General features: G+C 61.2%; 24 protein-coding genes. 4 read left to right on the forward strand and 20 right to left on the reverse strand.

The genetic code is table 11. From position 1 onward, the window contains the following. Positions 1–19: 19 nt before the first annotated feature. The 4 genes from G6K99_RS09830 to G6K99_RS09845 all read right to left on the reverse strand — a co-directional run bounded on the left by G6K99_RS09830 (position 20) and on the right by G6K99_RS09845 (position 4436). Positions 20–1000 (reverse strand): spore coat protein U domain-containing protein, encoded by a 981-nt coding sequence (locus G6K99_RS09830; protein ID WP_174196425.1) that lies wholly within the window; start codon positions 998–1000, stop codon positions 20–22. Next, positions 981–3434, reverse strand: coding sequence for a fimbria/pilus outer membrane usher protein (locus G6K99_RS09835; protein ID WP_174196426.1), 2454 nt, complete (start codon positions 3432–3434; stop codon positions 981–983). The genes G6K99_RS09830 and G6K99_RS09835 overlap by 20 nt, the downstream gene beginning before the upstream one ends. 12 nt (positions 3435–3446) lie before the next feature. Continuing rightward, positions 3447–3875 carry a molecular chaperone gene (locus tag G6K99_RS09840; protein ID WP_062455754.1) on the reverse strand — a complete coding sequence of 143 codons (429 nt, stop codon included), beginning with the start codon at positions 3873–3875 and terminating at the stop codon, positions 3447–3449. A gap of 63 nt (positions 3876–3938) precedes the next feature. Continuing rightward, the gene (locus tag G6K99_RS09845; RefSeq protein WP_174196427.1) at positions 3939–4436 is read right to left on the reverse strand and encodes a spore coat protein U domain-containing protein; all 498 of its coding nucleotides are present in this window, start codon (positions 4434–4436) and stop codon (positions 3939–3941) included. A gap of 436 nt (positions 4437–4872) precedes the next feature. Between G6K99_RS09845 and G6K99_RS09850 the strand changes: the two genes are divergently transcribed. Both G6K99_RS09850 and G6K99_RS09855 read left to right on the forward strand, forming a co-directional pair. Continuing rightward, positions 4873–5415 carry an adenine phosphoribosyltransferase gene (locus G6K99_RS09850; protein ID WP_174196428.1) on the forward strand — a complete coding sequence of 181 codons (543 nt, stop codon included), beginning with the start codon at positions 4873–4875 and terminating at the stop codon, positions 5413–5415. A 101-nt stretch (positions 5416–5516) separates the two neighbouring features. Continuing rightward, positions 5517–6131 (forward strand): LysE family translocator, encoded by a 615-nt coding sequence (locus G6K99_RS09855; protein WP_174196429.1) that lies wholly within the window; start codon positions 5517–5519, stop codon positions 6129–6131. Between the two features lie 7 nt (positions 6132–6138). On the opposite strand, the gene G6K99_RS09860 is transcribed toward G6K99_RS09855, so the two are convergent. From G6K99_RS09860 to ychF, 3 genes are read right to left on the reverse strand one after another with little or no spacing between them, the layout of a single operon-like run. Next, positions 6139–6606 (reverse strand): MaoC family dehydratase, encoded by a 468-nt coding sequence (locus G6K99_RS09860; protein WP_174196430.1) that lies wholly within the window; start codon positions 6604–6606, stop codon positions 6139–6141. Further along, the gene (locus tag G6K99_RS09865) at positions 6603–7073 is read right to left on the reverse strand and encodes a MaoC family dehydratase (protein WP_174196431.1); all 471 of its coding nucleotides are present in this window, start codon (positions 7071–7073) and stop codon (positions 6603–6605) included. The genes G6K99_RS09860 and G6K99_RS09865 overlap by 4 nt, the downstream gene beginning before the upstream one ends. A gap of 27 nt (positions 7074–7100) precedes the next feature. Next, positions 7101–8204 carry a redox-regulated ATPase YchF gene (gene ychF, locus G6K99_RS09870; RefSeq protein ID WP_174196432.1) on the reverse strand — a complete coding sequence of 368 codons (1104 nt, stop codon included), beginning with the start codon at positions 8202–8204 and terminating at the stop codon, positions 7101–7103. A 284-nt stretch (positions 8205–8488) separates the two neighbouring features. On the opposite strand from ychF, the gene clpS reads away from it, so the two are divergent. Continuing rightward, a complete protein-coding gene (gene clpS / locus G6K99_RS09875) occupies positions 8489–8797 on the forward strand; it encodes an ATP-dependent Clp protease adapter ClpS (RefSeq protein ID WP_062455774.1) in 309 nt (102 codons plus the stop codon). A 12-nt stretch (positions 8798–8809) separates the two neighbouring features. Here clpS and prmB read toward each other — a convergent pair whose 3' ends face one another. From prmB to G6K99_RS09900, 5 genes are all read right to left on the reverse strand, one after another. Next, a complete protein-coding gene (gene prmB, locus G6K99_RS09880) occupies positions 8810–9739 on the reverse strand; it encodes a 50S ribosomal protein L3 N(5)-glutamine methyltransferase (protein WP_174196433.1) in 930 nt (309 codons plus the stop codon). 1 nt (position 9740) lies between these two features. Then, entirely contained in the window at positions 9741–10469 is a 729-nt protein-coding gene (gene pth, locus G6K99_RS09885; RefSeq protein WP_174196434.1) for an aminoacyl-tRNA hydrolase, read from the reverse strand. 108 nt (positions 10470–10577) lie between these two features. Continuing rightward, positions 10578–11342 (reverse strand): ABC transporter substrate-binding protein, encoded by a 765-nt coding sequence (locus G6K99_RS09890; RefSeq protein ID WP_244631421.1) that lies wholly within the window; start codon positions 11340–11342, stop codon positions 10578–10580. Positions 11343–11370: 28 nt separating this feature from the next. Then, positions 11371–13755 carry a bifunctional diguanylate cyclase/phosphodiesterase gene (locus G6K99_RS09895; RefSeq protein WP_092660378.1) on the reverse strand — a complete coding sequence of 795 codons (2385 nt, stop codon included), beginning with the start codon at positions 13753–13755 and terminating at the stop codon, positions 11371–11373. Positions 13756–13974: 219 nt separating this feature from the next. Beyond that, positions 13975–14592, reverse strand: a complete 618-nt coding sequence (locus tag G6K99_RS09900) for a 50S ribosomal protein L25/general stress protein Ctc (protein ID WP_062455789.1) — start codon at positions 14590–14592, stop codon at positions 13975–13977. Positions 14593–14961: 369 nt separating this feature from the next. On the opposite strand from G6K99_RS09900, the gene G6K99_RS09905 reads away from it, so the two are divergent. Next, on the forward strand, positions 14962–17772 hold the full coding sequence (locus G6K99_RS09905; protein WP_174196435.1) for an EAL domain-containing protein: 2811 nt from the start codon (positions 14962–14964) through the stop codon (positions 17770–17772). Positions 17773–17792: 20 nt separating this feature from the next. On the opposite strand, the gene G6K99_RS09910 is transcribed toward G6K99_RS09905, so the two are convergent. From G6K99_RS09910 to lgt, 8 genes are all read right to left on the reverse strand, one after another. Continuing rightward, entirely contained in the window at positions 17793–18050 is a 258-nt protein-coding gene (locus tag G6K99_RS09910; RefSeq protein ID WP_062455795.1) for a hypothetical protein, read from the reverse strand. A 109-nt stretch (positions 18051–18159) separates the two neighbouring features. Then, on the reverse strand, positions 18160–18564 hold the full coding sequence (locus G6K99_RS09915; protein ID WP_082472021.1) for a Kazal-type serine protease inhibitor: 405 nt from the start codon (positions 18562–18564) through the stop codon (positions 18160–18162). A 116-nt stretch (positions 18565–18680) separates the two neighbouring features. After that, on the reverse strand, positions 18681–19613 hold the full coding sequence (locus tag G6K99_RS09920; RefSeq protein WP_062455798.1) for a ribose-phosphate pyrophosphokinase: 933 nt from the start codon (positions 19611–19613) through the stop codon (positions 18681–18683). A 125-nt stretch (positions 19614–19738) separates the two neighbouring features. Further along, positions 19739–20482: a hypothetical protein gene (locus G6K99_RS09925; protein WP_174196436.1), complete on the reverse strand. Its 744-nt coding sequence runs from the start codon at positions 20480–20482 to the stop codon at positions 19739–19741. 78 nt (positions 20483–20560) lie between these two features. Next, entirely contained in the window at positions 20561–21712 is a 1152-nt protein-coding gene (locus tag G6K99_RS09930) for a Xaa-Pro peptidase family protein (protein ID WP_174196437.1), read from the reverse strand. 18 nt (positions 21713–21730) lie between these two features. Then, the gene (gene pgeF, locus G6K99_RS09935) at positions 21731–22522 is read right to left on the reverse strand and encodes a peptidoglycan editing factor PgeF (protein WP_174196438.1); all 792 of its coding nucleotides are present in this window, start codon (positions 22520–22522) and stop codon (positions 21731–21733) included. Between the two features lie 127 nt (positions 22523–22649). Next, on the reverse strand, positions 22650–23765 hold the full coding sequence (locus G6K99_RS09940) for a class I SAM-dependent methyltransferase (protein ID WP_062455810.1): 1116 nt from the start codon (positions 23763–23765) through the stop codon (positions 22650–22652). A gap of 7 nt (positions 23766–23772) precedes the next feature. Next, a complete protein-coding gene (lgt, locus tag G6K99_RS09945; RefSeq protein WP_062457920.1) occupies positions 23773–24591 on the reverse strand; it encodes a prolipoprotein diacylglyceryl transferase in 819 nt (272 codons plus the stop codon). Positions 24592–24735: the final 144 nt, after the last annotated feature.

Below are 24735 nucleotides of genomic sequence, written 5' to 3' on the forward strand. Positions count from 1 at the left end.
TCAAAGGTCCCGGCAGTGATCAGAAATAGGTGACCGTGACGATCACCGTGTCGGTGTAGTTGCCGGCGGCTGCCGGTTGCGGAGCGACGCGGCCAAAGACCGGTATCGACTGCACAGCGCCGGCCCCCGTGCCGGAGACCAGTGCGCTACCTGTCGCACCCCAAGGTCGAGAATGGGCCTGATCGGCGTAAAGGCCGTAGGCGATCGTGTTCGTGCCGGAGCGCATCAACCGTTGTTCCGGGTTGGTGGCCGCAGCCAGGCCGCCATCCATGGCGATGCTGTAGGTTGAGTTCGGCGTGCAGGTGACGTCGACCCCGCCGCTCGCGGTCACTTCGGAATCGATCAGGCCGTGAAGACCGAAATCTAGGTTCGAAACGGCGATCAGGCAGTTTGCCGCAACGGTTGCCTGGACGGTAAAGCTTGCCTGCGCCAGTGTCGCCGAGGTCGGTGCCGCGCAGTCGAGGGTGCTTCCCTCTTCGTAGTAGAACCGCACCTTGCCGGTGGCGAAGGAGGAGAGGTAGGTGCCGGTGCCAGCGCTCGTCTGGCCGGCAGACAGCCCTCCGTAAAGCGTCACGGCGCCATTGGCCTCACCATCAGATGCGGCGATGCGGATCGTCCGTGGCTGGCCGAGTGTCGTATCGTCATACGAACCCCAGCGGGTCGCGCGGCCGGCGTCGGCGTAGAGCTGGTAGCCGAGCTCGTTCGCGCCCGATCGCATGATGCGGGTCCCGCCGGATGTGCCACCGCTACCGCTGCCGAGATTGCCGCAGAGCGTGACCGCGGTTGCGTTGGCGCTGACGCCGCTGCAACTGATCGAAACCTGCGCCGTCGCATCGGCGGATGCGCCCGAGAGCGTATCGACATTGCCGAAATTGGCGGCGTCGATGTCCACGGTGCAGCTTGCGGCAGCGGCGTCGCCGGTGCCGGCTCCATAGAGCAGCAGGCCGATCCCGGCCTGGAGAAGAAGCGTTCTGAGGCGCTTAAGGCTGGCATATCGCATCGGTAATACTCACCTGTTTGCCCCGCTGGGGCTTGTATTGGAAGGTTGCCACGCAGGTGGTCTCATCTGGCAGCGTCAGGGTGAGGCGGTTGCTGGCTTTCAGATTTTCCACGAGCGTCTGGCCGTCATAGCCGACGACGAAGGGCTCCGATCCGGTCTTCGTCGTGCCGCTGGCGCCAACTGCGATGGGTTTTCCGTCCGGTCCGGAGAAGGTTACCAGTGCGGCGTTCGCATCGACGTCGACCTCGAAGTTGACGACGATCCCCGATCGGTCGGCCGGCACCACGACGGTGCGGGTGGTGTTGACGACGGCGTCGAGCGGCAGATCCTCGGGGTCGATCGCAATGTGGTTTTCCTGATAGGAGCGCAGGTTCGGAAGGAGCAGCTTGCCGCCGCTGTTTGTGCGGCCGGCTGGTCTGTTCTCATGCTGGACCTCGACGCCGGGCGCGCCTGCATCGACGATGGCGAACGCGTCGTTGATGCGGTTGGACGCGAAGACGCCGCCTCCGGCCGCGACCAGAGCTCCATCAACGGTCACACTGGCCCTTGTCTTGCTGCCGCGTTGGTCGACACGCGCTGCCACTTTTGCCGCCGAAGCGCGGTAGCTGACGGCTGCCGAGTTGATCGCGTTTTCCGACTGCGTCCGGCCAACGCTCCAGCCGTAGTCGCCGATCTGCTGACCCAGCGTGCGGCTGACCGTCTGCGTCACGCTGGTTTCGTCTGACTGCGATGCTACCGACGTGGTGGCCGAGATCCGCTTGCCGATCGGGACGAAGAGGCTTGCATAGATTCCGACAGTGCCGTCGGTCAGGCTCTTGATCGCGGACACGGAAAACGTGCTGTCATTGAACACCGGGCGGCTGTAGGAAAGGCCGAGGATACGCTGCCGGTCACCTTCGGCGGTCTCGGCATTGGTGAAGCTGAAGTTCAGGTTCGATCGGTCGAAAGGCATTGGGACCGACAGGGATACCTGGTCGAGCGCCTTGGGCGGCGCCGCTGATCCGAGCAAGATCCCGTCGGTGGAGCTGCGCTTGTCGGCTGTGACCGAGGCAATGTCCTGAAAACTGCCGAAGCTGCGCTGCATGCGGGCTCTGAGGTGAAAGCCCCGCATCTGTCGCTCCCAGGTCATGCCAACCTGCTCGCCTATTGAACCGTCGTGATAACTGCCAGCGCCCGAGAGCGAGATGACGCCACTCCATGGCGCGGCGAACACGGCGCCGACGCCGCCATGGACGAGATCCTCGCCGCCCTCGGCATGGCCTTCCATCGTCAGCCAGTTGGTCACGCCGGTGCGCAGGGTCAGCGATCCGTAAGGGCGTGAATCGTAGTCGTTTGAGTCGATCCCGTAGCCGTGTCGCGCAAAGCCCAGCTCGGCGGAGAAATCGTACAGCCCGCGGGCGAGCATCTGACTGGAGGCGATGAAGCTGCTTTCAGTCGACACCTGCTGCCCTTGCGCGTCGGTGACGACGACCCGGGCATTGCCGCTGCCGTCGACGAAGGGCAGGTTGGTGATGTCGAACGGACCTGCGCCGACCGAACTGGAAAAGCGCTTGGCATCATTGAGATAGACATCGACGGTGGAAGGCACGGCAGCGCTTGCCGACAGTTCCGGCACGGGAAAGGTGACCAGGTCGGATCTGAGCGAGAAGCTGCGTTGCACCTGCAGGCCTCCAAGACGGGTCGGGCGCGTCCAGTTCAGGCCGCCGGTGATGACGTCACCGGCGCTGTAGGTGACCATCGAGTCCTGGTCCGAATAGCGCCAGGTCGTATCCAGGCGTGTCGAACCGTAGTAGGTATCGTCAGAGGTGCTGGCGATGAATGTATTGCTGAGGACGCCCAGCGGGCTGAAATACAGGGCTTCGAAAGCGCCGCTTACTCCGGTGAAGCCGAACCGCCTATCCGTTTCGGAATTGTCGGATGACGCGACCAGGTTGTAGTTGAGGACTGCACCGGACGAGGACTGCGCCTTCAATCTCGGTTTCTTTGGGGCACCGCCGCGCGGCGCCTTGGCGTCGATGATTTTCGGCGCGCGTTCGCCGTTCGATGCGGTAAAATTGATCGTCTGCTGCAGATCGTCGTAGACGAAGGTGACTGATGGTAGCTGATCGATCGTCACGCGGCCATCGGCGCCGATTGCCGTCTTGGCGGGCTTGATGCCGATATTGCGCAGCTGCTCGATATCGATCGAGAGGGATCCGTCCGGTGCCTGCCGGAAGGCGGCAACGAGATTGGTCTTTACGCCGTTGATCGATACGTACAGATAGAGGTCGCTCGGCCCGCCCGTATCGGTGGCCGCAGGGACGTCAAAAGGATCGGCGTCGGCCGCCAGATCGGCATCCGGAGACGTATCCCCGGATGCCGCATGACCTGCGGTCGGCAGGACGAGGACGGCGAGGCACAAGCGCGCCAGGAGCAGGGCTGTCTGACGCGCCATGCGACCGACCCCCTAGTCGGTAAACCGAACGGGGATCGAATGCCGGATCATGACGCTGACCTGACCGGGGGTCTTTCGCCCGGCCTCGGGCAGCTGATCGATCAGAAGCCGGTAGGACTCTGTTCCGACAATCGGCTTCTTGCTGACACGGACAACTCTGATCGAGTTCTCAGTACCAGGCTTCAGCGTGGTGACCGGGGGGCTGGCAACCACGTCCGTGGTGGGATCGAGGCGATCCTTCCCATTGACTTTCGTCCAGCGAAAAACCCGCACCTGCACCTTGACCGGCCGCAACCCGTCTTCCCACACCCGAACCGTTCCCGTGGGGGAAGAGGCTTTCAGATCCAAAGTGATCGGAGAAACCCTCAACGCAGCTGCTCCGGCACCGCCGGCTATCAGGCACGCGAATAGGCTCGCTGCCATGAAGCGCATGGAGATCATCTTGTCATCCTTATTTTAGGTTAGCGACACGCCGCGCCGCCGAGCTTGCCGAAAGGTTCGTGCTTAGTAGTTGATCGTTGCGATCAAGACGTCGCCGTAGGTATCAGCCTGGACGCTCTGGTTCGCTGCAAGCACTGCCGTGAACGGAATGACGTCTGCTCCGCCAGTCGCGGTGCCGTCAAGCGTGTTCGTGCCGAGGGTGGCCCCCCAGATCGGGCCGGTCGCCAAGCCCTGGTGAACCGTATAGGTCGCCAGACCACCGTTGGCTACGCCTGTCATAAAGCGGGTTTCAACGGTTGCCAGGGCGCCATTGCCGACACCGAGCTGTATCTGATAGGGCGCATTCGCCGTGCATTGCACGGTCATGTTTCCGGGGACCTCGACGGCTACATCGATCAGGGCCTGATTGCCGAAGGCGACCGGATCAGTGGCCAGCGTGCATTCGGCAGCCACGGTCATCGAAACATCCATGTTGGCATCCAGTGTCTGGGCAAATGCGGCGCTGGACGTCAGGGAAATGGCTGTAGCGGCGAAAATCGTCGCGAGTATTGTCTTCGTCATGAAGGACCTCAATGGGCGCGATCATTCGCGCTTTGATAGAAATTGGCAATGTTGCCAACCCTAGACTGCGGTCCAATTTGTTAACGAAACATTAATGCCGTTTCTTTCACAAGTAACTAATTTACTCTAAATCAAATAAAGTGATGATGAATCGGAAAATCGCTCTTCCGCATTCAAACGAGCCAGCGCGTTATGCGAGGGCCAGGCGACAGTTTACTTATTCGTGATTTCTAATGGATGGCGGAATGTCGAGAGTGCAGGTATCGATTGCGGTGAATACTCAGATCGGTTTTGGTTGAAGAGACGGCGGACGAGAATGCGTCGCTGGGGGCACTGTTGCGTCCGCGGGTAGTGCGCGGTTTGATCTGGACAATGTCGACCGCAGCTGCCTATTGCTTTCCTTTAGCAACGAACAACAAACAAGGCTCCCGCCCCAATGTCCTCCCGTGACGACACACTCGCCGCCTCCATCCGTGCCATCCGTGATTACCCGAAACCAGGTATCATCTTTCGCGACATCACGACGCTGCTTGGCGATGCCAAGGCCTTCCGCCAGGCGGTGGACGATTTGGTGAAACCCTATGCCGGCATGTCCATCGCCCAGGTGGCCGGTATCGAGGCGCGTGGCTTTATTCTCGGTGGCGCACTGGCGCACCAGCTCTCGGCAGGGTTCGTGCCGATCCGCAAGAAGGGCAAGCTGCCGCACGAGACCGTGCGCGTGGCCTACAGCCTCGAATACGGCGTCGACGAGATGGAAATGCATGTGGATGCGATCAAGCCCGGCGAGAAAGTCATCCTGACGGACGACCTGATCGCGACCGGCGGCACGGCCGAAGGTGCGGTGAAGCTGCTGCGCCAGATGGGTGCGGAGATCGTATCGGCCTGTTTCGTCATCGACCTGCCGGAACTCGGCGGCCGCAAGAAGCTGGAAGCCCTCGGCGTCGAAGTGCGTACGCTGATCGAGTTCGAAGGGCACTGAAGAAAATTCCCAAATGCCGCCGGTTTTGAGGATTGCGACCGGCGGCGGAGGCGATATCCTTCACCCGTTCCGGACTTGACCGGAGCCTCGGGGAGACGGCCATGGATATCGCAAGCCTGACTGCCTTTGCCGCCGCGTTTCTGGTTTTCGCGGCAAGTCCCGGACCCGACAATGTGACGATCATGGCCCGTACGGTGTCGCACGGTGCGGCCGCCGGTATCGCCTACGGAGCCGGAACGGTCACCGGCATCCTGATCTTTCTGTTCCTCGCCGTGTTCGGCCTGTCGCTGGTGGCGGAGGAGCTGGGCATGGCAATGACGGTGCTGCGCTATGCCGGGGCTGCCTATCTGGTCTGGATGGGCGTGCGGTTGTGGTTTGCCGAGCCGGTTCCGGCCGATCATGCCGTGGTAACGGGCCGGTCGGGGCTGGTGGCGACATTTGCGACCGGTGTCCTTCTCAATCTCGGCAATCCGAAAATGCCGCTCTTTTACATAGCGCTCCTGCCCAACGTCGTTGGACCCAATCTCACGATGGAGCAGGCCGGCGTTTTGGCGCTTGTCATCGTCGCCGTCGAGGTTCTGGTGATCGGCGGCCACGTGGTTCTTGCCGGGCGGGCGAGGGCAGCACTGAAGCGCCCAGCGGTTCTGCGGCGCATCAACCGGGGCTGCGGAGCGGTGATGGTGGGGGCGGGCGTTGCTGCTATCGCCGTGCGATAGCGGGCTTTCAGGTGAATTCGAGAACGGTGCCTTCGTAGCGCATCACCGTCTCGCCGTGCTGGTTGACGCCGTCATTTTCCGTCAGGTTGATGAAGGTGCCGGGGCGGCTTCCGAGCGGGCGCGATTCGATCAGGGTCACGGAATAGGTGATGCGGTCGCCTGCATAGACGGGTTTCAGCCACTGCAGCGACTTGAAACCGGCCGAGGGGCCGAGTTTGGGTGCGACGTGGCCGGCGGCTTCGAGGCGGGCGACTTCCGCTGTCCAATAGGCCATGAACGTCTTCATCCAACCGGCGCAGGTGTGCCAGCCGGAGGCGCAGAGCCCGCCGAAGACGTAGTGTTTTGCGGCTTCCGCATCCACATGGAAGGGTTGCGGATCGAATTTCCGGGCGAACCGGATGATGTCTTCAGGGGTAAAGAGGAGCGTGCCGGTTTCGATCCGCGTGCCGGGGGGAGAGAGTTCGATCAGCCTCATGGCGTGACCTCGGCCGCGTTTCGGAGCCGGATCATGATCGGGTTTTCACCGCGCATGACGATCTGGCCTCGCTGATTGGTGACTTCGTGCAGGAAGTTGACGAGGCCGATGCCCGGGCGGGAGCGGAGCAGGCGGGTCGAGGCCACGGTGGAGCGGCCGGACAGCGTGTCGCCAGCGAGGACCGGCTTTTTCCATTCCATCAGCTCGATGCCGGGCGAGCCTTCGGACGCGGCGCGCGACAGCCAGCCGTCATACATCATCCGCATGAACATCGACGATGTATGCCAGCCGGACGCCGAGAGACCGCCGAGAATGCTGGCACGTCCGGCGGCTTCATCGAGATGCATGGGCTGCGGGTCGAATTCAGAAGCGAACTCGACGATCTCGTCTGCCGTCACGCGCTTAACTGCAAGCGGGAAGGTGCGATCCGGGGTGAAGTCCTCGAAGTGATATTCGATTTCCGTCATCGCGTTCGCGCCTCCGTGGTGTCCCGATCAGGTGTTGAAGCGGAAGTGGATCACGTCGCCGTCGTTTACGACATATTCCTTGCCTTCGTCGCGGCCCTTGCCAGCTTCCTTGGCGCCGACTTCGCCCTTGAAGGCGACGTAGTCGTCAAAGCCGATGGTGAAGGCGCGGATGAAGCCGCGTTCGAAATCCGTGTGGATGACGCCGGCAGCGGCCGGGGCCTTGGTGCCGCGGACGATCGTCCAGGCGCGGGTTTCCTTGGGGCCGACCGTGAAATAGGTGATCAGGTGAAGGAGGTTGTAACCGGCGCGGATGAGGCGGTCGAGGCCTGCTTCTTCAAGGCCGAGCGCCGAGAGGAATTCCTTGGCTTCGTCTTCCGGCAGCTGCGCGACTTCAGATTCGATGGCGGCCGAGATGATGACGCATTCGGCACCCTGTTCCTTGGCCATCGCGGCCACGGCCTTGGTGTGCTCGTTGCCGTCGACGGCATCGCTTTCGGCGACGTTGCAGACGTAGAGGACGGGATGCGAGGTCAGAAGGTTGAGGTCCTTGAGGATCTCGATGTCGTCGGCTGCCAGCGTCTTCAGAAGAATGCGGGCAGGCTTTCCCTCGTTGAGAAGCTTGATGACGGCTTCCATGACCGGCAGCTGGGCCACGGATTCCTTGTCGTTGGTCTTGGCGCGCTTGCGGGTCTGCTCGACGCGGCGTTCCAGGCTTTCGAGGTCGGCAAGCATCAGCTCGGTCTCGATCGTCTCGGCATCGCCGACCGGATTGATACGGCCTTCGACATGGGTAATGTCGTCGTCTTCGAAGCAGCGCAGCACGTGCACGACAGCATCGACTTCGCGGATATTGGCGAGGAACTTGTTGCCGAGACCTTCACCCTTCGAGGCGCCGCGCACGAGGCCGGCGATATCGACGAAGGAGATACGGGTCGGAATGATTTCCTTGGAGCCGGCGATGGTGGCCAGCTGCTGCATGCGCGGATCCGGAACCGCGACTTCGCCGGTGTTCGGCTCGATCGTGCAGAACGGATAGTTGGCAGCCTGCGCCGCCGCAGTCTTGGTGAGAGCGTTAAAGAGCGTGGACTTGCCGACATTCGGCAGGCCGACGATACCGCATTTGAAACCCATGGGACGGACCCCGTCTGACTAGAATTGTTCGTTGCCGTGGCTATGGGGGAAACAGGCCGGGCGGTCAAGGGTTGGCGGGGTGAGGGAGGTCGTCGGAACGCTGGTAACGACGCAAAACAGAATTCGGAAACGAGACGTCGGCTTGCGATGCAAACACAAATCAGACCCACCGGTCCCAATCGGGCAAATCACCGCAGTTGCTTGAATTTCGGACCCGTCGGTGCGATATAGCCAGCATACAATCATTGCTGTTTGAGCATGGCGAACGTCATCAGGAGATGCGGATGGCCGGAGACACCACCCTCACGCCGAAGACGACGACAAAGCCCAAGCTGGAGCGACCGAAGCTCTACAAGGTTATGCTCGTCAACGACGATTATACGCCACGCGAATTCGTGACCATGGTTCTGAAAGCCGTGTTCCGGATGAGCGAGGATACCGGCCGCCGGGTGATGATGACCGCCCACCAGATGGGTGTGGCGGTCGTGGTTGTCTGCACCAAGGATATTGCAGAGACCAAGGCCACCGAGGCGATCGATCTCGCCAAGGAAGCCGGTTTTCCGCTGATGTTCACGACCGAGCCTGAAGAATAGCCGGTCGTCGGCTCAGGAAGCGGTGACGCCGAGAGCTTCGGCCGAGATCCAGAACACTGCGTCCTGCGATTCCTCGGTTTCCAGCCAGACGAAGTCGAGACCCGGAAATTCCTCCTCGAGGATTTCACGGCCGGAGCCGATCTCGCAGATCATGCCGCCTTCGGGATTGAGGTGGTTTGCGGCGTCTGCCAGCAATGTCCGCACCAGATCGAGACCATCAACACCGCCATCGAACGCCATCGAAGGCTCGGCACGGAATTCCGCCGGGAAACCATCCATCGCGTCGTGATCGACATAGGGCGGGTTGGTGATGATCAGGTCGTATTTCCGGCCTGCGAGCGGCTGGAAGAGATCGCCCTGATGCAGGCTCACCTGCTGTTCGACCTCGTGTTCCCTAAGATTCAGCTTTGCCACTTCCAGCGCGTCGGCCGACAGATCGACCGCATCGACGGCGGCGTTGGGGAAGAATTTGGCGGCGAGCACCGCAAGGCAGCCGGAGCCGGTGCAGATGTCCACGGCGCTCTCGACCATCATCTGGTCGGGCATGAAGGACGATCCGTTCGGACCGAGATATTCGCGAAACAGGATCTCGCCGATATGCGAGCGTGGCACGATGACCCGCTCGTCAACCAGAAACCGGACGCCCTGGATATAGGCGCGGCCGGTGAGATAGGACGACGGTTTACGGGTCGTGACGCGGGCCTCGATACGCTCTGCGAGAAGCCTGCGCTCGGCCGGCAGGAGGCGCGCGTCGAGGAAGGGATCGAGTGCGTCGATCGGCAGGTCGAGCGTATCGAGCAGCAGAAAGGCCGCGTCGTCGCCGGCCGTCGTGGTGCCGTGGCCAAAGGAAAGATTGGCGGCGTTGAAGCGCGAGATTGCATAGCGCCAGTAATCGCGCAGCGTGACGAGTTCGGTCGTGAGAGCGGTCATATCTGGTGTCATCTTACTTGTCCTTGTCGCCGAACAGTTTCTTCAGCATGTCGGCCATCGGGCCGGTGGCCGGGATGTTCGGTTTCATGCCGCCGCGCGCCTGGTGGATATGGCTCTTGCCCGCTGGTTTTGGTGCCTTCGGGGTGGGCTTCGGCTTTTCGTCCTCGTCCGGCTGGCTGCCGACGGCAAGGGCGAGCTTGTTCATCAGCTGCGAATCCTCGCCATTCACCAGCATTTCGGCATTGTCGGCAAGCGCATCGAGAAGCTGCGGCAACCAGGCCTGATCCAGCTTGTCGAAATCGCCGAGCACGTGGTTGTTGACGAATTCCTTGGCGCCGGGATGGCCGATGCCGAGCCGCAGGCGGCGGTAATCCTTGCCACAATGGGCGTCGAGCGACTTGATGCCGTTGTGACCGCCATGTCCGCCGGCCGTCTTGATGCGCGCCTTGCCGGGCGCAAGATCCAGCTCATCGTAGATCGCGATGATATTTTCAGGCCCGAGCTTGTAGAAGCGCATGGCCTCGCCGACCGCTTCGCCCGACAGGTTCATGTAGGTCTGCGGCTTGATCAGCAGAACCTTGTCGCCGGCGAGCTCGCCTTCGGAAATGAGGGCCTTGAACTTCTTTGCCCATGGCGAAAAGCCCGGCCGCCGCTGGATGGCGTCGAGCGCCATGAAGCCGATATTGTGGCGATTGCCGGAGTACTTGCTGCCGGGATTGCCGAGACCCGCAATGATCAACATGAAGTGCGTCCGAATTTTCGTACAGGATGTGGTCTCACCACCCCGAAACGGAACGGAAGTCAACCCGGTTTCGTCCCTGCCGACTGATTGGCACCGCTGATCGCTTGCTCAGTGTTCGGCCTTGAGGCCGTAGCGCCGGTAGATCGTGTCCTGGCGGCCATCAAGGATCATGCTGTCGAGTGCGGCCTGCATTTTAGCGATCAAGGCGTCCGGGACTGTTTTCTGACAGGCAATGCCGAGCTTCTCCTCGGAGAGGGGAACCACCCTCTCGACGTCGGTGCCATTGTTCTTCAGCCTCTGATAGACGCCTTCCGACATGGGCATCATGTCGATCCGGCCCCGGACGAGCTTGCGCAGCGACGTGTCGAAATCGGCGCTGAGATCGAGGTTCGCAAATCCCATCGATTTCAGAAGGTCTTCGGTGAAATCGAGCCGATGGGTTCCGATCAGAAAGCTCTTCGCCTCATCGAGCGTCGTGGCGTGGATCGACGAGCCCGCCCGCTTGACCAGGATCGTATGGTTCACGGAGATCGTCATGACCCATTTGAACCGCGGCTTGCGGTCCGCTGTCTGCGCTGCCGAGAAGGCGCAGGTCATCGGCTCGGTCTCGGCGAGCGCGATGGCGCGGGCCCAAGGGATCATTTCAACGTCAAAGGGTATTTGCGCTTGCCGCATGATGACATCGATCTGGTCTATGCCCGCGCCGCCATAGCGCCCGTTCTGATCACGGTAGCTGAAGGGTGCATAGGGCTCTGTCTTGAGCTGGAGCCTGTCTGCGGCGTGCGCCTGCAGGCAAGACCACGGTCCGATTGTTGCAGCGAGAGCAAGCACGACGAGTGCTGCGCTTGTCATGCCACACCTGATCGAGGACATCTGCTGCTCCACATCGAGGGCCGGGATTTCAGCTTGCAATAGAATCAATTCGGTCGCCGCTTCGGTCGGCGTTCAACATCGTAAGGACATCGCCGATCGCTTGCGGTCGTGCGAAGTAGTAACCCTGAGCGTATTCGATGCCCATGTCGATGAGTGTCGAACGCTGATATTCGGTTTCGACGCCTTCGGCGACGACATGGCAGTTCATCTTGTGCGAGATCGCGGCAATGCCTTCGATCAGCATCTTGTTTCGACGATCGATATCATCATCGCCATTGTTGAGAGACCGGATAAAGGATTGGTCGATCTTGACGATATCGACCGGGAAACGGCTGAGATAGCTGAGCGAGGAATAGCCGGTTCCGAAGTCGTCAAGCGCGATGCGGCAACCGATGTTGCGGATCTCGTCGAGCAGCCTGCGGATTTCCGGATTGTCATGCATCAGCACGGCCTCCGTGATCTCGATGACCAGTCGGGACGGGCGGATTGCGTAGCGGCCGAGCAAGGTTGACAGCTTGACGGGAAGGCTCGCATCGAATTGCAGCGGCGATACGTTGACGGCGACATAGGTGTCAGACATGCCCGGTATCCGGGAGATGCGGGCAAGATTGGCGACGGCGTCCTCAAGGATGAGATTGCCGATCTGGCCGATCGTGCCGGTTTCCTCGGCGACGCTGACGATTGCGCCCGGAGGAACAAGCCCCTTGCGCGGATGGCGCATGCGCATGAGCGCTTCAAAGCCGTTGCAGGCGCCGGTCCTGATATCCACGATCGGCTGGAGATGCGCTTCGAACCAGTTGGCGGCAAGCGCTGCTTCGATGTCGGTTTCGATTTCGGCACGTTCCCGCGTCTTGTCGAGGATGGCCGAATTATAGACCTGCGCACCGTTCTTGCCGTCGCGCTTGCGGGCATACATGGCCAGATCCGACTTCTGCAAAAGCTCGGCGCCGCTTGCGGCATGGGCAGGGTAGAAGGCAAGGCCGATACTGGCGCTAAGGCGCACACTGTTGGTCTCGATGCGGAATGGAACGTCAAAGAACTCGACGATTCTCTGGCACAGCTCGGTGCCGCGCCGTTCCGACCCCTCGCCACACAGAAGAATGGCAAACTCGTCGCCGCCCAGGCGCGATGCCGCGTCGTGGTCGCCCAAAAGCGGCAGCATCCGCTCGACGAACTGGCCAAGCACGAGATCGCCGGCCGCATGACCGAGATTGTCGTTGATCGATTTGAACCGATCGAGATCAACGAACAGACAGGCGATGTCGGTTCCGTTGCGATCCGCCTCGATGATTTTCTGCTCAAGCGCCGCCTCGAACCCCTGACGGTTGAGAAGACCGGTCAGGTGGTCGGAAATGGCCTGCTGATAGTTGCGGATTTCTGACTGCTTGAGCTCGGTGACGTCGGTCATCACGCTCAGCGAGCCGGTCTCGCCGTCGCCCGCGGAACCGAGTTCGGTCTCGGCGATAAGGACGTTCATCGTCTTGCCGGACTGACAGATGAAGCGCACGGTGACTTCGAACGCCGGTCCGCGCGATCGCACCTGCGATTTCCTGTTGTGGTAGAGGCTGCGGTCTTCCGGCATCACCAGTTCGCAGAAGGGCAGGTTCAATATGTCAGATCGGCTGTACCCGGTCGCAACGAGCCAGTAGTCGCTGACGGCGGCGATCCTGTCGTCGGCGTCGAGCGAAAACAGCATGGCCGGCGTGAGATTGTAGGTCTGCGTCGTCTTGCGATGTGCCAGTTTCAGCTCGCGCTCCTCGTGTTCGAGAAGGGTCTGCATCTCGTTGAAGCTCTTGGCCAGGCGTCCCATTTCATCGGTGGAGCGCCAGTCGACATGGTGACGAGAACCGAGGCGACGGGTCGCTTCGATTGCGGCGGTCAAACGCAGAAGAGGTTTGATCACCATCACGCGGTTGCCGAGAATGGCGGCGCCGAACACGGTCAGGATGGCGATGATGAAGATCGAGATGAAGGCGAACTCGAATTCGTGAAGCTTCGAGAACCAGCCGATTGTCGGGATGCTGACGCTGACCTTACCGACAACGCGAGCGCCGTAGTTCGACATGTAGGTGATGGGCTGTGAGCGGATCGTCAGGTCGCTCAGGGATATCTCTTGCGGCGTGACTTCCGATATATTCAGTTTGCCCGTCGTGTCGGTGACGCGAACCGCGTAGATGGTCGGATCTTTCACCATGGCGACGGCGATCTGGTGAACGCTTTCGGTATCGAGATCCCAGAGGGGCTTGGCAAGCGCCTGCGAGTTCGTCGCCAGAACGATGTCGACATGCTCTTCGAGCGCCCGAACCGCCTGCTGCGATGACAACGCCAAAAGCAGCGTGAACAACGGCACGACGACGGCCAGAAGCGCGCCCGAGATAATGGCTATGAACCGACTCTCAACGGAATGAGCCACCCGTATTCCCCGCCTGCTTGTAGTCGGTGTTAGCCGCCGACTGCGTGTTCCCCAACACAGTAATTGGCCGGATAATTCCAGCCATTGATTAAGCTTTACTGAAGCCGGGAAGAGTAAAGCGAAGCGGATCTTAAAGAGGGTTACGTAATCCTGACCGGAAAACGTAAAAGCCCGCCTTCGGTGGAAGGCGGGCTCTCAGAAAGACAAGACGAAAATGTCTTATTCGGCTTCAGGAGCCGCAGTCTCAGTCGCTTCTTCTTCTTCGACGCCTGCAGCAGGTGCAACGATCGTCGCGATGGTGAAGTCGCGGTCGGTGATGACAGGTGTCACGCCCTTCGGCAGCTTAACGGCCGAGATGTGGAGGCTGTCGCCGATCTTGGCGTCGGTCAGATCAACCGTGATGAATTCCGGGATCTGGTCGGCCGGGCAATGGAACTCGACCGTGTGACGGACGATGTTCAGAACGGCGCCCTGCTTGATGGCCGACTTGTCTTCGTTTTCGAAGTGTACCGGTACTTCGACGTTGACTTCAGTCTTGGCCGAAACGCGCAGGAAGTCGACATGCATGGTGAAGTCGCGGACCGGATCCAGCTGGTAGTCCTTCGGGAGGACCTGGATCTTCTTGCCGTCGAATTCGATCGTCGCGATGGTGGTCATGAAACCGCCAGCGTGAATGCGCTTCGTGACTTCGTTCGTGTTGAGCACGATCGACAGAGGAGCCTGCTTGTCACCATAGATGACTGCAGGGATAAAACCGTTGCGGCGAAGTTCACGGGAGGACCCCTTACCGACCCGTTCGCGCGCCTCGGCCTTGAGCACGTAAGTTTCCTTGCTCATGGCAATTCCTTTCGAGGTTGTTTGGAGAGTTCTTCGCGGACAGTGCCGCGTCAAACCGGAGGGCATCGTCCGACGCTCTCCATCCGCGTTGCCTCCAAGGGTGTCTACGCGGACGGGGTCCCTATAGTCCATCAGGGCAGGAGACGCAAGGGATCTGCGGCGTGGTTGGCTCTGCAAACCGGTCGTCGTCGTTACCTACCGCCAGATACCTGCGTGGCCAATATGAAACTTCCGGTATGTGCCGTTTTGCCATCCATTAATGACGTTCATTCGATATTAGCGAGATTCGATAAATGCGAGGTCCGGGCGACCGAATTTGTTAAATTGTGAGGGTCAAGACGGTGTTAACTCCGGAGACCAAGATCTAACATGTACGCCGTTCTGTCCTGTCTGGCCTATGAGCACAATCTCTTCCTCGTCGTCGTGGCGGGGGCGCTCTGCTTCATTGCGAATGCGGGAACCGTGGTTTTTGCCGCCCGGGCACGACAGGCAAACGACCGCAGCCGCTACGGCTGGGTGATCGTCTCCGGCGGAGCAGGGGGCTTCGGGATCTGGGCAACACATTTCGTGGCCATGCTCGCCTACGATCCGGGCCAGCTCTTCACATTCAATCTGTCGCTGACGCTGCTGTCGCTTGGTATTGCATTTCTCGCGACATTTGCGGCGGGACTGCTTGCCGTGCTGTTTACCGGCAAATCCGGCGCTGTGGCCGCTGGCCTGGTATTCGGTACCGGCGTTTCCTGCATGCATTTTACCGGCATGGCGGCGATCGAGTTCGGCGGCCTGATCGTCTGGTCGCAGCCGCTGGTCATCGCTGCCATCGTCACCGCGATCGTCATGTCGACGACAGCCTTCCTCATGATCCTGAAGGGAGGCCTTGCAAACAACATTCTTGCTGCAGGTCTCCTGTCGCTCGGTATCGTCTTTATGCATTTCATCGCGATGGGCGCGGCAACGCTTGTCCCGGGTTTCGGGATCCTGCCTGAAGACGGGATGCTGTCGAAGCCGCTGATGCTGGCAACGATCATTGCCGTCTCGCTGTCGCTGATCGGGTCGGGCCTGGCCGTTGCCACAATCACCGGGCGTGCGGCGCGGTCCTCGAAGGCCAGCGAAGCCAATTTCCAGATGCTCGTGCGCGGGGTGACCGACTACGCGATCTACATGCTTTCACCCGAGGGCGCCGTCTCCAGCTGGAATGCAGGGGCAGAGCGTGCCAAGGGGTACAGGGCCGACGAGATCATTGGTCAGCATTTTGCACGTTTCTATTCGGATGAAGAACAAGCCCGGGGTCTGCCGGAACAGGCGCTCGCAACAGCGCGCACAACCGGTCTGTTCGAGGCGGAAGGCCGGCGCTACCGCAAGGATGGGAGCTGGTTCTGGGCACATGTGGTGATCCAGCCCGTCCTCGACGACGATGGCGTGCTTGCCGGCTACGCCAAGATCACGCGCGACATCACCCGTCAGAGACAGGACACCGACCGGATCGCCTCCGTGACGCAGAACCTCGATCTGGCGCTTGAGAACATGGCGCAGGGGATCTGCCTGTTCGATCGCGAGCAGCGGTTGGTGCTGACGAACCGGCGCTATGGCCAGATTTTTCGGTTTGAGGAAGGCGCTCTGAAGCCGGGTATGACATACCGCGAGATCGTGGCTCTTGGCTACAGGACCTCGTTTGCCGACGCGGCGGAGGCGGAAGCACGGGCAGAACAGCATTACCAGCGCAACATCGCAGCCATCAATTCCAGGCAGGAAGCCCTTCTACACCGACTGAGCGACGATCGGACGATCCGGATCGATTTCAGCTATCTCGATCAGGGCGGCTGGGTCTCGACATTCGAGGATATCAGCGAGCGGATACGGTCGGAGGAAAAGATCGCCTTCATGGCGAAGCATGACAGCCTGACGCAGCTTCCGAACCGTTCGGCCCTGATGGAATATCTCGAAGCCGAGGTCCGTAACGCCGAGAGCGAGGGCGGGCATGTTGCGGTCGTCGGTATCGATCTCAACAAGTTCAAACAGATCAACGATCAGTTCGGGCACGCGGCCGGCGATGCCGTGCTCAAGGAAATTGCCGAGCGGATGAATTCGATCGTGCGGCCGCACGAGATGTTTGCCCGGTTCGGCGGCGACGAATTCGTGGCCGTGAAGCGCTACGGGGATTTGGCCGAAGTGTCCGAGTTCCTCGACCGATTGTCGGATGCGTTCGGGCAGCCGATCCAGATCGAGGTGCATCGTCTCAGTCCCGGCGCAAGCATGGGTGTCGCGCTCTACCCGCATGACGGGGCATCCCCCGATGCGCTGATCGCGAACGCGGACCTGGCCATGTACCGCGCCAAGGGCTCGCTCTCGCGCGACATCTGCTTCTACGACATCGAGATGGACGAGGCCGCCCGCGACCGAACCAAGATGGCGGAGGATCTTTGGACGGCGATCGAGCAGGATCAGCTCAGGCTGCACTACCAGGTGCAGAAATCGGTCGCGACCGATGAGATCACCGGTTACGAGGTCCTGCTGCGCTGGAGCCATCCGGAGCGGGGCAATGTCTCGCCGGCAGATTTTATCGGGGTTGCCGAGGAATGCGGCGCCATCCTGCCGATCGGCGCGTGGGTTCTGCGCGAAGCATGCCGGGAGGCGGCGAACTGGCCGAATGACTACAAGGTCGCGGTCAATCTGTCGCCGGTGCAGATCGCCCATGCCGACATGCCGGCGCTGGTCCATACCGTGCTTCTGGAAACCGGTCTGAAACCAAGCCGTCTCGAGCTTGAAATCACCGAAAGCTCGATCATCAGCGACAAGCAGCGGGCGATGAATGCGCTTCGCTCCATCAAGGCGCTGGGCGTATCGATTGCGATCGACGATTTCGGGACCGGCTATTCGTCGCTGGAGACGCTGCGCGCCTTCCCGTTCGACAAGATCAAGCTCGACCGGAGCTTCCTGACCGAAGTGGACCGCAGCGAGCAGGCAACGGCCATGGTGCGAGCAATTCTGGCTTTGGGGCAGGGCCTGCAGATCCCGGTTCTCGCGGAGGGTGTCGAGACGGTGAACCAGCTCGACATTCTGCGGCGGGAAGGATGCCACGAAGTGCAGGGCTATCTTCTCGGTCGGCCGATGCCGATGGAAGATCAGCCGAACCCGCAGTCTGGGTCAGAAATGGGCTCGGCCAACCAGAACGCTGCCTGAAGATCGCGGAAACGTTTGACCTAGCGTCGAGGTTCGCCGCCGGGGGCGTAGGCCGTTTTCTGCTCGAACCGGAATTTGTGGCCGCAGTCGCTACAACGCAGCATGTATTTGCGCGGATCTTTCGAGGCGAACTCGGTCTGAAAACCTTTCGGGAGTTCGTCGATACGAAAATCGCGATTGCTGGCGCGCTTGTCGTCGGACTCGGAGACTTCGGCATAACCGGCGTGTCCGCACTGCGAGCATTCGAGTTTTCGGGAATAGCGGTCGCGGGCGGCCATGCGGAACTCCTTGGGTACCGCGCCTACATAGTCAACAGACGCCTCGAATGCAAAACGCCGGGATGAAAATCCCGGCGTTTATATTCTTGGCGTTCAACTCACGTCGCGATCAGCGGCGGCATTCGCCCGGAGAGACCGCGCCAAAGCCGGCATTGCGGGCTTCGCAGGCATTCGGGAATGTCTGGAGCCGACCGCCACGCTGGCCGCAGACCGGGCGATATTCGCGGGTGCACATGCCGCCGCCATTTTCAGGACGGTCAGGTCTGCCGGGACGATCCGGCCTCGAGGGGCGATCCCAATCCGGGCGGTCAGGCCGTGATGGACGATCCGGGCGATCGGGTCTGGATGGGCGATCCCAATCTGGACGGGGATCGGGGCGATCGGGCCGGCTCCAGCCGGGGGCGGGACGTTCCGGCGGATAGCCGGGGCCCGGACCTGCGTCGACGCAGGCGGAAAGCATTGGAGCCAGGATGAAAAGTGCAAGCCATTTCGGCTTGTTTCGTAGGATCGACATCGCGATAGGTCCTCCCTCTGCAGATGGATGGCAGACCTCTATCAGACTTACATAGCCGTGGGACAGGGGCCGCAGCATTTTTGCTGCCGAGCCCGTCCCACGGTCATGCGTCAATCCTAGTCGAACAGGCTCGAGACGGACTCTTCCATGGCGGTACGGTTGATCGCCTCGCCGAGAAGGTTTGCCGTGGTGATGACGCGGATATTGTGCGCCGACTGAACGGATGTCGTCGGCTGGATCGAATCCGTGATCACCAGTTCCTTGAGCTTGGACGCCGCGATGCGGGCAACGGCACCGCCCGACAGCACGCCGTGGGTGATGTAGGCGGTCACGCTGGTGGCGCCATTCTTCAAGAGCGCTTCGGCCGCGTTGCAGAGTGTGCCGCCGGAATCGACGATATCGTCGATCAGGAGACAGTCCTTGCCGGTCACGTCACCGATGACGTTCATGACTTCCGACTCGCCTGCGCGTTCACGCCGCTTGTCGACGATGGCGAGCTGGCAGCCCAGGCGCTTGGCAAGCGCACGGGCGCGAACCACGCCGCCGACATCCGGCGAGACCACCATGACGTTGTTGAGGTCGTAGTGTTCCTTCACGTCGCGCGCAAGAATCGGCACGGCGTAGAGGTTGTCGGTCGGGATATCGAAGAAGCCCTGGATCTGGTCTGCGTGCAGATCGAGCGTCATGACACGGTTGGCGCCGGCCTCGGTGATGAGGTTGGCGACGAGCTTGGCCGAGATCGGCGTGCGCGGCCCGGCCTTGCGGTCCTGGCGGGCATAGCCGAAATAGGGAAGCACAGCCGTGATGCGCTTGGCGGAAGACCGCCGGAACGCATCGATCATGATCAGCAGTTCCATCAGGTGATCGTTGGTCGGAAACGACGTGGACTGGATGACGAACACGTCTTCCCCACGGACATTCTCCTGTATTTCAACGAAGATTTCCTGGTCTGCAAATCGCCTTACCGAGGCTTTTCCGACTGGTACATTAAGATAGCTGCAGATCGCGTCGGCCAGATGCCGGTTCGAATTGCCTGCGAAAACCTTCATTGCGGTCCGCCTGTATTGAAGCTGGATGGCGGCCTTTTACCGGCGCCACCTTCGAATGCAATAGCGTTTTCCCTCAGGCCACCGTTTTTTGCGAAGAAACAGTGACCGTGTCACATCATGGTTACCTAACCGCCATGCGATTGCCGCCAGCTCATATAGTCCTGGATCGTCTTTGCGGCGATGAGTTCCATGGTTGAGGAGGGCACTGCGGCCCATGGATCCTGGCCGCTGCCGGGCACATTTTCCTGCCCCTGCATGCGGTGAAGTCTGGAGCCGGTATTGTCGAGAACATCCCAGACGTAGACGATGGTGATCTTTTCGCCATCGCTGAAGGCCGAGAAATAGCCCTTGAGGATCTGCTCGGTACCCGTATCGCTGGAGGGACGGATCGTCAGCCCGGCGGCGCGCGCCTCGGCGCCAAGCCGTCGCGACAGCGGCGTTACGGCCTGGACAGGGGCACCGATGATCGGCAGGAAGCGGATGGTGTTGCCGGCGGCGGCGGGCAGGGAAGCCTCCTGCTGGGGCGCTGCAGCGGTAGACTGGGTTTCAGCCTGGCTTTGGCCCTGCCAGTCGGGCGGTGGGCCTGAAGAGGCGGGCGAGGTCTGGTTGCCAGACTGAATCGCCTGGGCCTGCGCCTCGAGCGTATTTTGCGGGCGCGGCTGGTAGGTGTCGTTTCTGTAGGTCTGATTGCTGTAGGTCTCGGGCCTTGGGGATCGGGCCATGCGCTCCGTATCGGCCTGGGTGACCGGTGTCGATGCGCGGTTGCCGCCGCCGATCTCGGCGCGCGGCGTCAGGGCCTCGCTGGTGTTGCAGCCGGAGACGGACAGCGCAACGATGCAGGCGGAAAGCAGTTTTCCGATAAGCCGCATGCGTTCGCCCCTTTGCCGGTTCCCATCCCGCGACAAGCTAAGGTCGGATTTTCCGGCCTGTCAATGATCGCGGGCTTCTCAGCCCTGGATAAGGTCGAGACCATGACGTGAAAGCGGCTGGGGAGCGCCTTCCGTCGTCAGATAGGTCTGGCCGAGCGTCATGGCCGCGCCGCTGTCGCTGTCCATGATGATCATGTGCACGAACAGTGTCATGCCGGGCAGGATCTCCTGCGGGTTGCCGAAGTGGAACATCTGGTGCTCCATCCAGGACGGCGAGAAGCGGGCGCCCAGCGAATAGCCGCAGGCATTCAGCCGGTGGCGGGAGAGGCCGCGTTCGTCGAGGATCCTGGCATGGGTATCGAACACGTCCCCGAATGTATGACCTGGAGACAGAACCTCCTCGATCGCCCGGATCGTCTCAAGGCAGGCTTTGTAGAGTTCCTTGTGGCGCGGCGATGGCTCGCCGACGAGCGCGGTGCGCATCATCGCGACGTGATAGTGGGCGGCCGTGCCGGCCCATTCGAGCGTCAGCTGGTCGGTGGCATCGAGCTTGCGGCGACCGGCCTTGTAACGGCACAGAAGCGCATCTTCGCCGGACCCGATGATGAATTCGTTGGCGGGATAATCGCCACCGCCGGAAAATACGGCACCCTGCATCGCCGCAAGGATATCGGCCTCGTCGCCGCCGGCCTTGATCAGCGGCAGAGCGGCGTCGAGCGCATCATCGGCCAGTTCGGCGGCGCGTTGCACATGAGCGATCTCGGCCGCGCTTTTGATGAGGCGCAGCCGGCTGACCAGATAGGATGCGTCACTGAGCTGACCGAAATTGGTGAGCTGGTTGTCGAGCAGGCGCGCGATGCGGCCGGTCATGCCGTGCGTGTCGTATTCGACGCCGATCTTTGCGCCGAGCAGATCGAGTTCGCTCAAGAGGTTCTTGAGATCGAGCGTCGGATCGGCATTCACCCGGTCGACCCAGACGACGATGTTTTCGATGATCGAGGTCTGGCGGGCCTGGCGAAGGTCGGCAGAGCGCGTGAGCAGCGTCATCGAGCCATCGGCCTTCACGACCAGCGTCTGGAAGAAGCAGTAGCCGAACGTGTCGTAGCCGGTCAGCCAGTACATGCTTTCCTGCGCAAACAACAGGATGGCATCGAGCTTTTCCTCGGCCATCTTCGTCGTCAGGCGGGCGAGACGATCGGCATATTCCGATCTGTCGAAGTGCAGAGCCATGGTAGTCCTCCCGAACTTTTATTGCTGAAGCGCGATGGCTGAAATCTGGCGGCCGTAATCCGGCTCTTGGTCATGCGTCGTGCGGCGATAGGAAAAGAAGCGTTCCCGATCCGGGTAGGTGTCGAGGCCGAGGTTCTCAGCGGCGACGCCTGCCGCCTTCAGGCGCGACATGGTGAGAGCGGGTAGATCGAACATGGAATGCTGCGGCTTTGGAGACGGTGTGAAGAAGGCTGCGTATTCGGGGGTCACGCCGAGGAAGCGTTCCACGAATTCCGGGCCGACCTCGTAGCTGTCAGGGCCGATCGAGGGTCCGAGAACGGCCACGATCTTTTCCCTTTCAGCGCCGAGCGACACCATCGCGTCGATCGTGTTCTCGAGCACGCCTGTCAGCGCGCCCTTCCAGCCGGCGTGGGCCGCGCCGATCACGCCATTGTCGCCATCGGCAAACAGGATGGGGCCGCAGTCGGCAGACAGGACGCCGATTACGACGCCGGGCGTGGCCGCGACCATCGCATCGACCTGCGGGCGCTCGCCTGAATAGGCGGCATCGACCACGACCACATCGGGCGAATGGACCTGATGGACGGTTGCGAGCTTTTCGAGCGGCAGATCGAACCAGGCCGCAACCCGCCGGCGGTTTTCGAGAACGAGCGTCTGATCGTCTTTCGACCCGACACCGACATTGAGGCCGGCGTAGATTCCGTCCGAAACCCCGCCCTTTCGCGTGAAGAAGCCGTGGCGGATTTTGGCGCCGGCTTTAGCGTTCAAGACTGCGCTTTCGATCGGCGTCGGCGAGGCGTTCTCCGGCATCGGTTTATCCACCCTGCTGATTTTGTTGGTTTTTGAGTGATGCACCGTCGGCGGCACTCGCTGCTTCGATTGGGCGCGAGATTGGCGCAAGCCGATAGCGTGTGTCAATCCGCCCGGACGTGCTCTTTCAGTCGACCGGACGGAAGGGCATCAGATTGACCGCGGAGCCCGAGACGGCGATGACCTTGAAAAGCTCGCCCATCTTGCCCGCACCTTCGCCGGCAAGACGATCGACCGCGGCAGCAATCAGCCGCTGTTCGGACGGTTCCTTGTCGCGCGCAAGGGCTGAAGCCCGTTCGGCAAGGCCGAGGCCATAGAGGAACTCGCCCTGATGGAGGCCGCCGTTCAGATGAATGCCGGACGCCAAGGCGACCTTGGCGAGATCTTCGAAATCGACATGGCTGGTCAGATCTGCCTCGCCGGGGCTGGCAAGCGGCGGGTCATAGTCGTGGTTCTTTACGGCCTGCAGCGTATCGCCGAAACTGGTGACCATATGGCCGTAGTCGATGACGAGCGCACTGCCGCCGAAATGCCTTAGCCTTTCGCAGAGCGTCTGCATGACGGCCTGGCGGGCAGGGGCAAATTCGAAGATCGTGCCTTCCGGGATGGAAGCGACCGGGGCGGGCAGGAGAACCGGATCGAGCGTGGCGATGCCGGCGACGAAAGACAGCTCGTCCTCCGGGCCAAGGCCCACCAGCCTTTCGCGAAAACCGGTCGGGGTCCGCACGAACTGGCGGATCGGGATTGCGTCGAACAGTTCGTTGGCGGCGATCAGGGTGAACCCTTCCGGCACGTCTTCGAAACTGTCGTGCCAGGAAATCTTGGTCGAATAGGCCTCGAGCGTCACGCGCTGAACGCCGCGAAGGCGTTCGCTGGTTTCCACCAGATGGACACGCAGGCCGTCCATCAGGGATGGTGCGATGCGCTGGATGACGCGAAGCATGTCGGACATCATCGTGCCGCGGCCGGGACCGATCTCGACCAGGCGCACATCGCCCGGGCTACCCTGGCGCTGCCAGGCATGGACCATGAAGATGCCGACCATTTCGCCGAACAGTTGGCTGATCTCCGGCGCGGTGACGAAATCACCATGCCGGCCGAAAGGTTCGCGGGTGCGGTAGTAGCCGAATTCCGGATCGGCGAGGCAGAGCGCGAAATAGTCGGTGACGCTGATCGGTCCGCTGGCGCGGATCAGCGTCTTGATCTTTTCGGCAAGGGGCGTGGTTACTTCTGGGCTGTTCACGGGTGCCTCACACTTTCGCCGCGGAGGCGACGCGAGCCCGCGTGATCGCCCAGATGCCAACAGCAACCATCGGTAGTGATAGCACCATGCCCATCGTTAGCCAATTGGTGCCGAGCAAATAGCCGAGCTGCACATCCGGTTCGCGGAAGAACTCGACAAAAATTCGGCAGAGCCCGTAGCCGAGGACGAACGCGCCGCAGATGGTGCCCGGTACACGAAGGGCCTTGAAACGATAGATCAGGAGTGCCAGCACCAGAAGCAGGATGATGCCTTCCAGGCCTGCTTCATAGAGTTGGCTCGGATGGCGGGCGAACGGGCCACCGGTCGGGAAGACGACAGCCCATGGTGCATCGCTCAACCGTCCCCAGAGTTCGCCGTTGACGAAGTTCGCAATGCGGCCGAACAGCAGGCCGAACGGCACGACGGCGGCGACGATGTCGAACATGCTCCAGACGGGAATGGCATGGCGGCGGGCAAACACGATCATCGCGATCGTCGCGCCGAGGAAACCGCCGTGGAAGGACATGCCGCCGTTCCAGATCTCGATCGCGCGGATCGGGTTTTCCAGGATCGGGCCGAGATCGTAAAACAGGATGTAGCCGATGCGGCCGCCAAGGACGACGCCTGCTGCGATCCAGACGAGGAAGTCGTCGAGATGGACCGCGGTCATCGGGGCCTGACCGTTGGGCCACAGTGACGCGTTTGCGGTCAGCTTGCGGGCGTAAAGCCAGCCCAGCATGATACCGGCAACATAGGCAAGGCCATACCAGTGTACCGCAAGCGGCCCCAAGGAGAACGCGACCGGATTTATCTCGGGAAATGGCATGAGAGCAAAAAAATGAAGCGCTTCGTACAAATTACAGGTGTCTCGCTTACTCACAGTCGTTTGAAAAGATGGACTTGGGGACATCGCCGGTCAAGATGAATCTCATTCTGAGACGCGCGCAACAGTGGATGACGCTTGCAACGC

The sequence above is a fragment of the Neorhizobium sp. AL 9.2.2 genome, assembly GCF_013317225.1.
In the GTDB taxonomy this organism is placed as follows: Bacteria; Pseudomonadota; Alphaproteobacteria; order Rhizobiales; family Rhizobiaceae; genus Neorhizobium; species Neorhizobium soli.

Bases quoted from the DNA above. Each gene is read 5' to 3' on its own strand.
- G6K99_RS09865 (WP_174196431.1), bottom strand. From the start codon at position 7,073: ATGACGGAAATCGAATATCACTTCGAGGACTTCACCCCGGATCGCACC.
- pgeF (WP_174196438.1), bottom strand. From the start codon at position 22,522: ATGCCGGAGAACGCCTCGCCGACGCCGATCGAAAGCGCAGTCTTGAAC.
- G6K99_RS09905 (WP_174196435.1), top strand. From the start codon at position 14,962: ATGTACGCCGTTCTGTCCTGTCTGGCCTATGAGCACAATCTCTTCCTC.
- G6K99_RS09860 (WP_174196430.1), bottom strand. From the start codon at position 6,606: ATGAGGCTGATCGAACTCTCTCCCCCCGGCACGCGGATCGAAACCGGC.
- G6K99_RS09930 (WP_174196437.1), bottom strand. From the start codon at position 21,712: ATGGCTCTGCACTTCGACAGATCGGAATATGCCGATCGTCTCGCCCGC.
- ychF (WP_174196432.1), bottom strand. From the start codon at position 8,204: ATGGGTTTCAAATGCGGTATCGTCGGCCTGCCGAATGTCGGCAAGTCC.
- lgt (WP_062457920.1), bottom strand. From the start codon at position 24,591: ATGCCATTTCCCGAGATAAATCCGGTCGCGTTCTCCTTGGGGCCGCTT.
- G6K99_RS09840 (WP_062455754.1), bottom strand. From the start codon at position 3,875: ATGATCTCCATGCGCTTCATGGCAGCGAGCCTATTCGCGTGCCTGATA.
- G6K99_RS09920 (WP_062455798.1), bottom strand. From the start codon at position 19,613: ATGAAGGTTTTCGCAGGCAATTCGAACCGGCATCTGGCCGACGCGATC.
- clpS (WP_062455774.1), top strand. From the start codon at position 8,489: ATGGCCGGAGACACCACCCTCACGCCGAAGACGACGACAAAGCCCAAG.
- G6K99_RS09910 (WP_062455795.1), bottom strand. From the start codon at position 18,050: ATGGCCGCCCGCGACCGCTATTCCCGAAAACTCGAATGCTCGCAGTGC.
- G6K99_RS09925 (WP_174196436.1), bottom strand. From the start codon at position 20,482: ATGCGGCTTATCGGAAAACTGCTTTCCGCCTGCATCGTTGCGCTGTCC.
- pth (WP_174196434.1), bottom strand. From the start codon at position 10,469: ATGTTGATCATTGCGGGTCTCGGCAATCCCGGCAGCAAGTACTCCGGC.
- G6K99_RS09890 (WP_244631421.1), bottom strand. From the start codon at position 11,342: ATGTCCTCGATCAGGTGTGGCATGACAAGCGCAGCACTCGTCGTGCTT.
- G6K99_RS09850 (WP_174196428.1), top strand. From the start codon at position 4,873: ATGTCCTCCCGTGACGACACACTCGCCGCCTCCATCCGTGCCATCCGT.
- prmB (WP_174196433.1), bottom strand. From the start codon at position 9,739: ATGACACCAGATATGACCGCTCTCACGACCGAACTCGTCACGCTGCGC.
- G6K99_RS09855 (WP_174196429.1), top strand. From the start codon at position 5,517: ATGGATATCGCAAGCCTGACTGCCTTTGCCGCCGCGTTTCTGGTTTTC.
- G6K99_RS09845 (WP_174196427.1), bottom strand. From the start codon at position 4,436: ATGACGAAGACAATACTCGCGACGATTTTCGCCGCTACAGCCATTTCC.
- G6K99_RS09835 (WP_174196426.1), bottom strand. From the start codon at position 3,434: ATGGCGCGTCAGACAGCCCTGCTCCTGGCGCGCTTGTGCCTCGCCGTC.
- G6K99_RS09830 (WP_174196425.1), bottom strand. From the start codon at position 1,000: ATGCGATATGCCAGCCTTAAGCGCCTCAGAACGCTTCTTCTCCAGGCC.
- G6K99_RS09915 (WP_082472021.1), bottom strand. From the start codon at position 18,564: ATGTCGATCCTACGAAACAAGCCGAAATGGCTTGCACTTTTCATCCTG.
- G6K99_RS09900 (WP_062455789.1), bottom strand. From the start codon at position 14,592: ATGAGCAAGGAAACTTACGTGCTCAAGGCCGAGGCGCGCGAACGGGTC.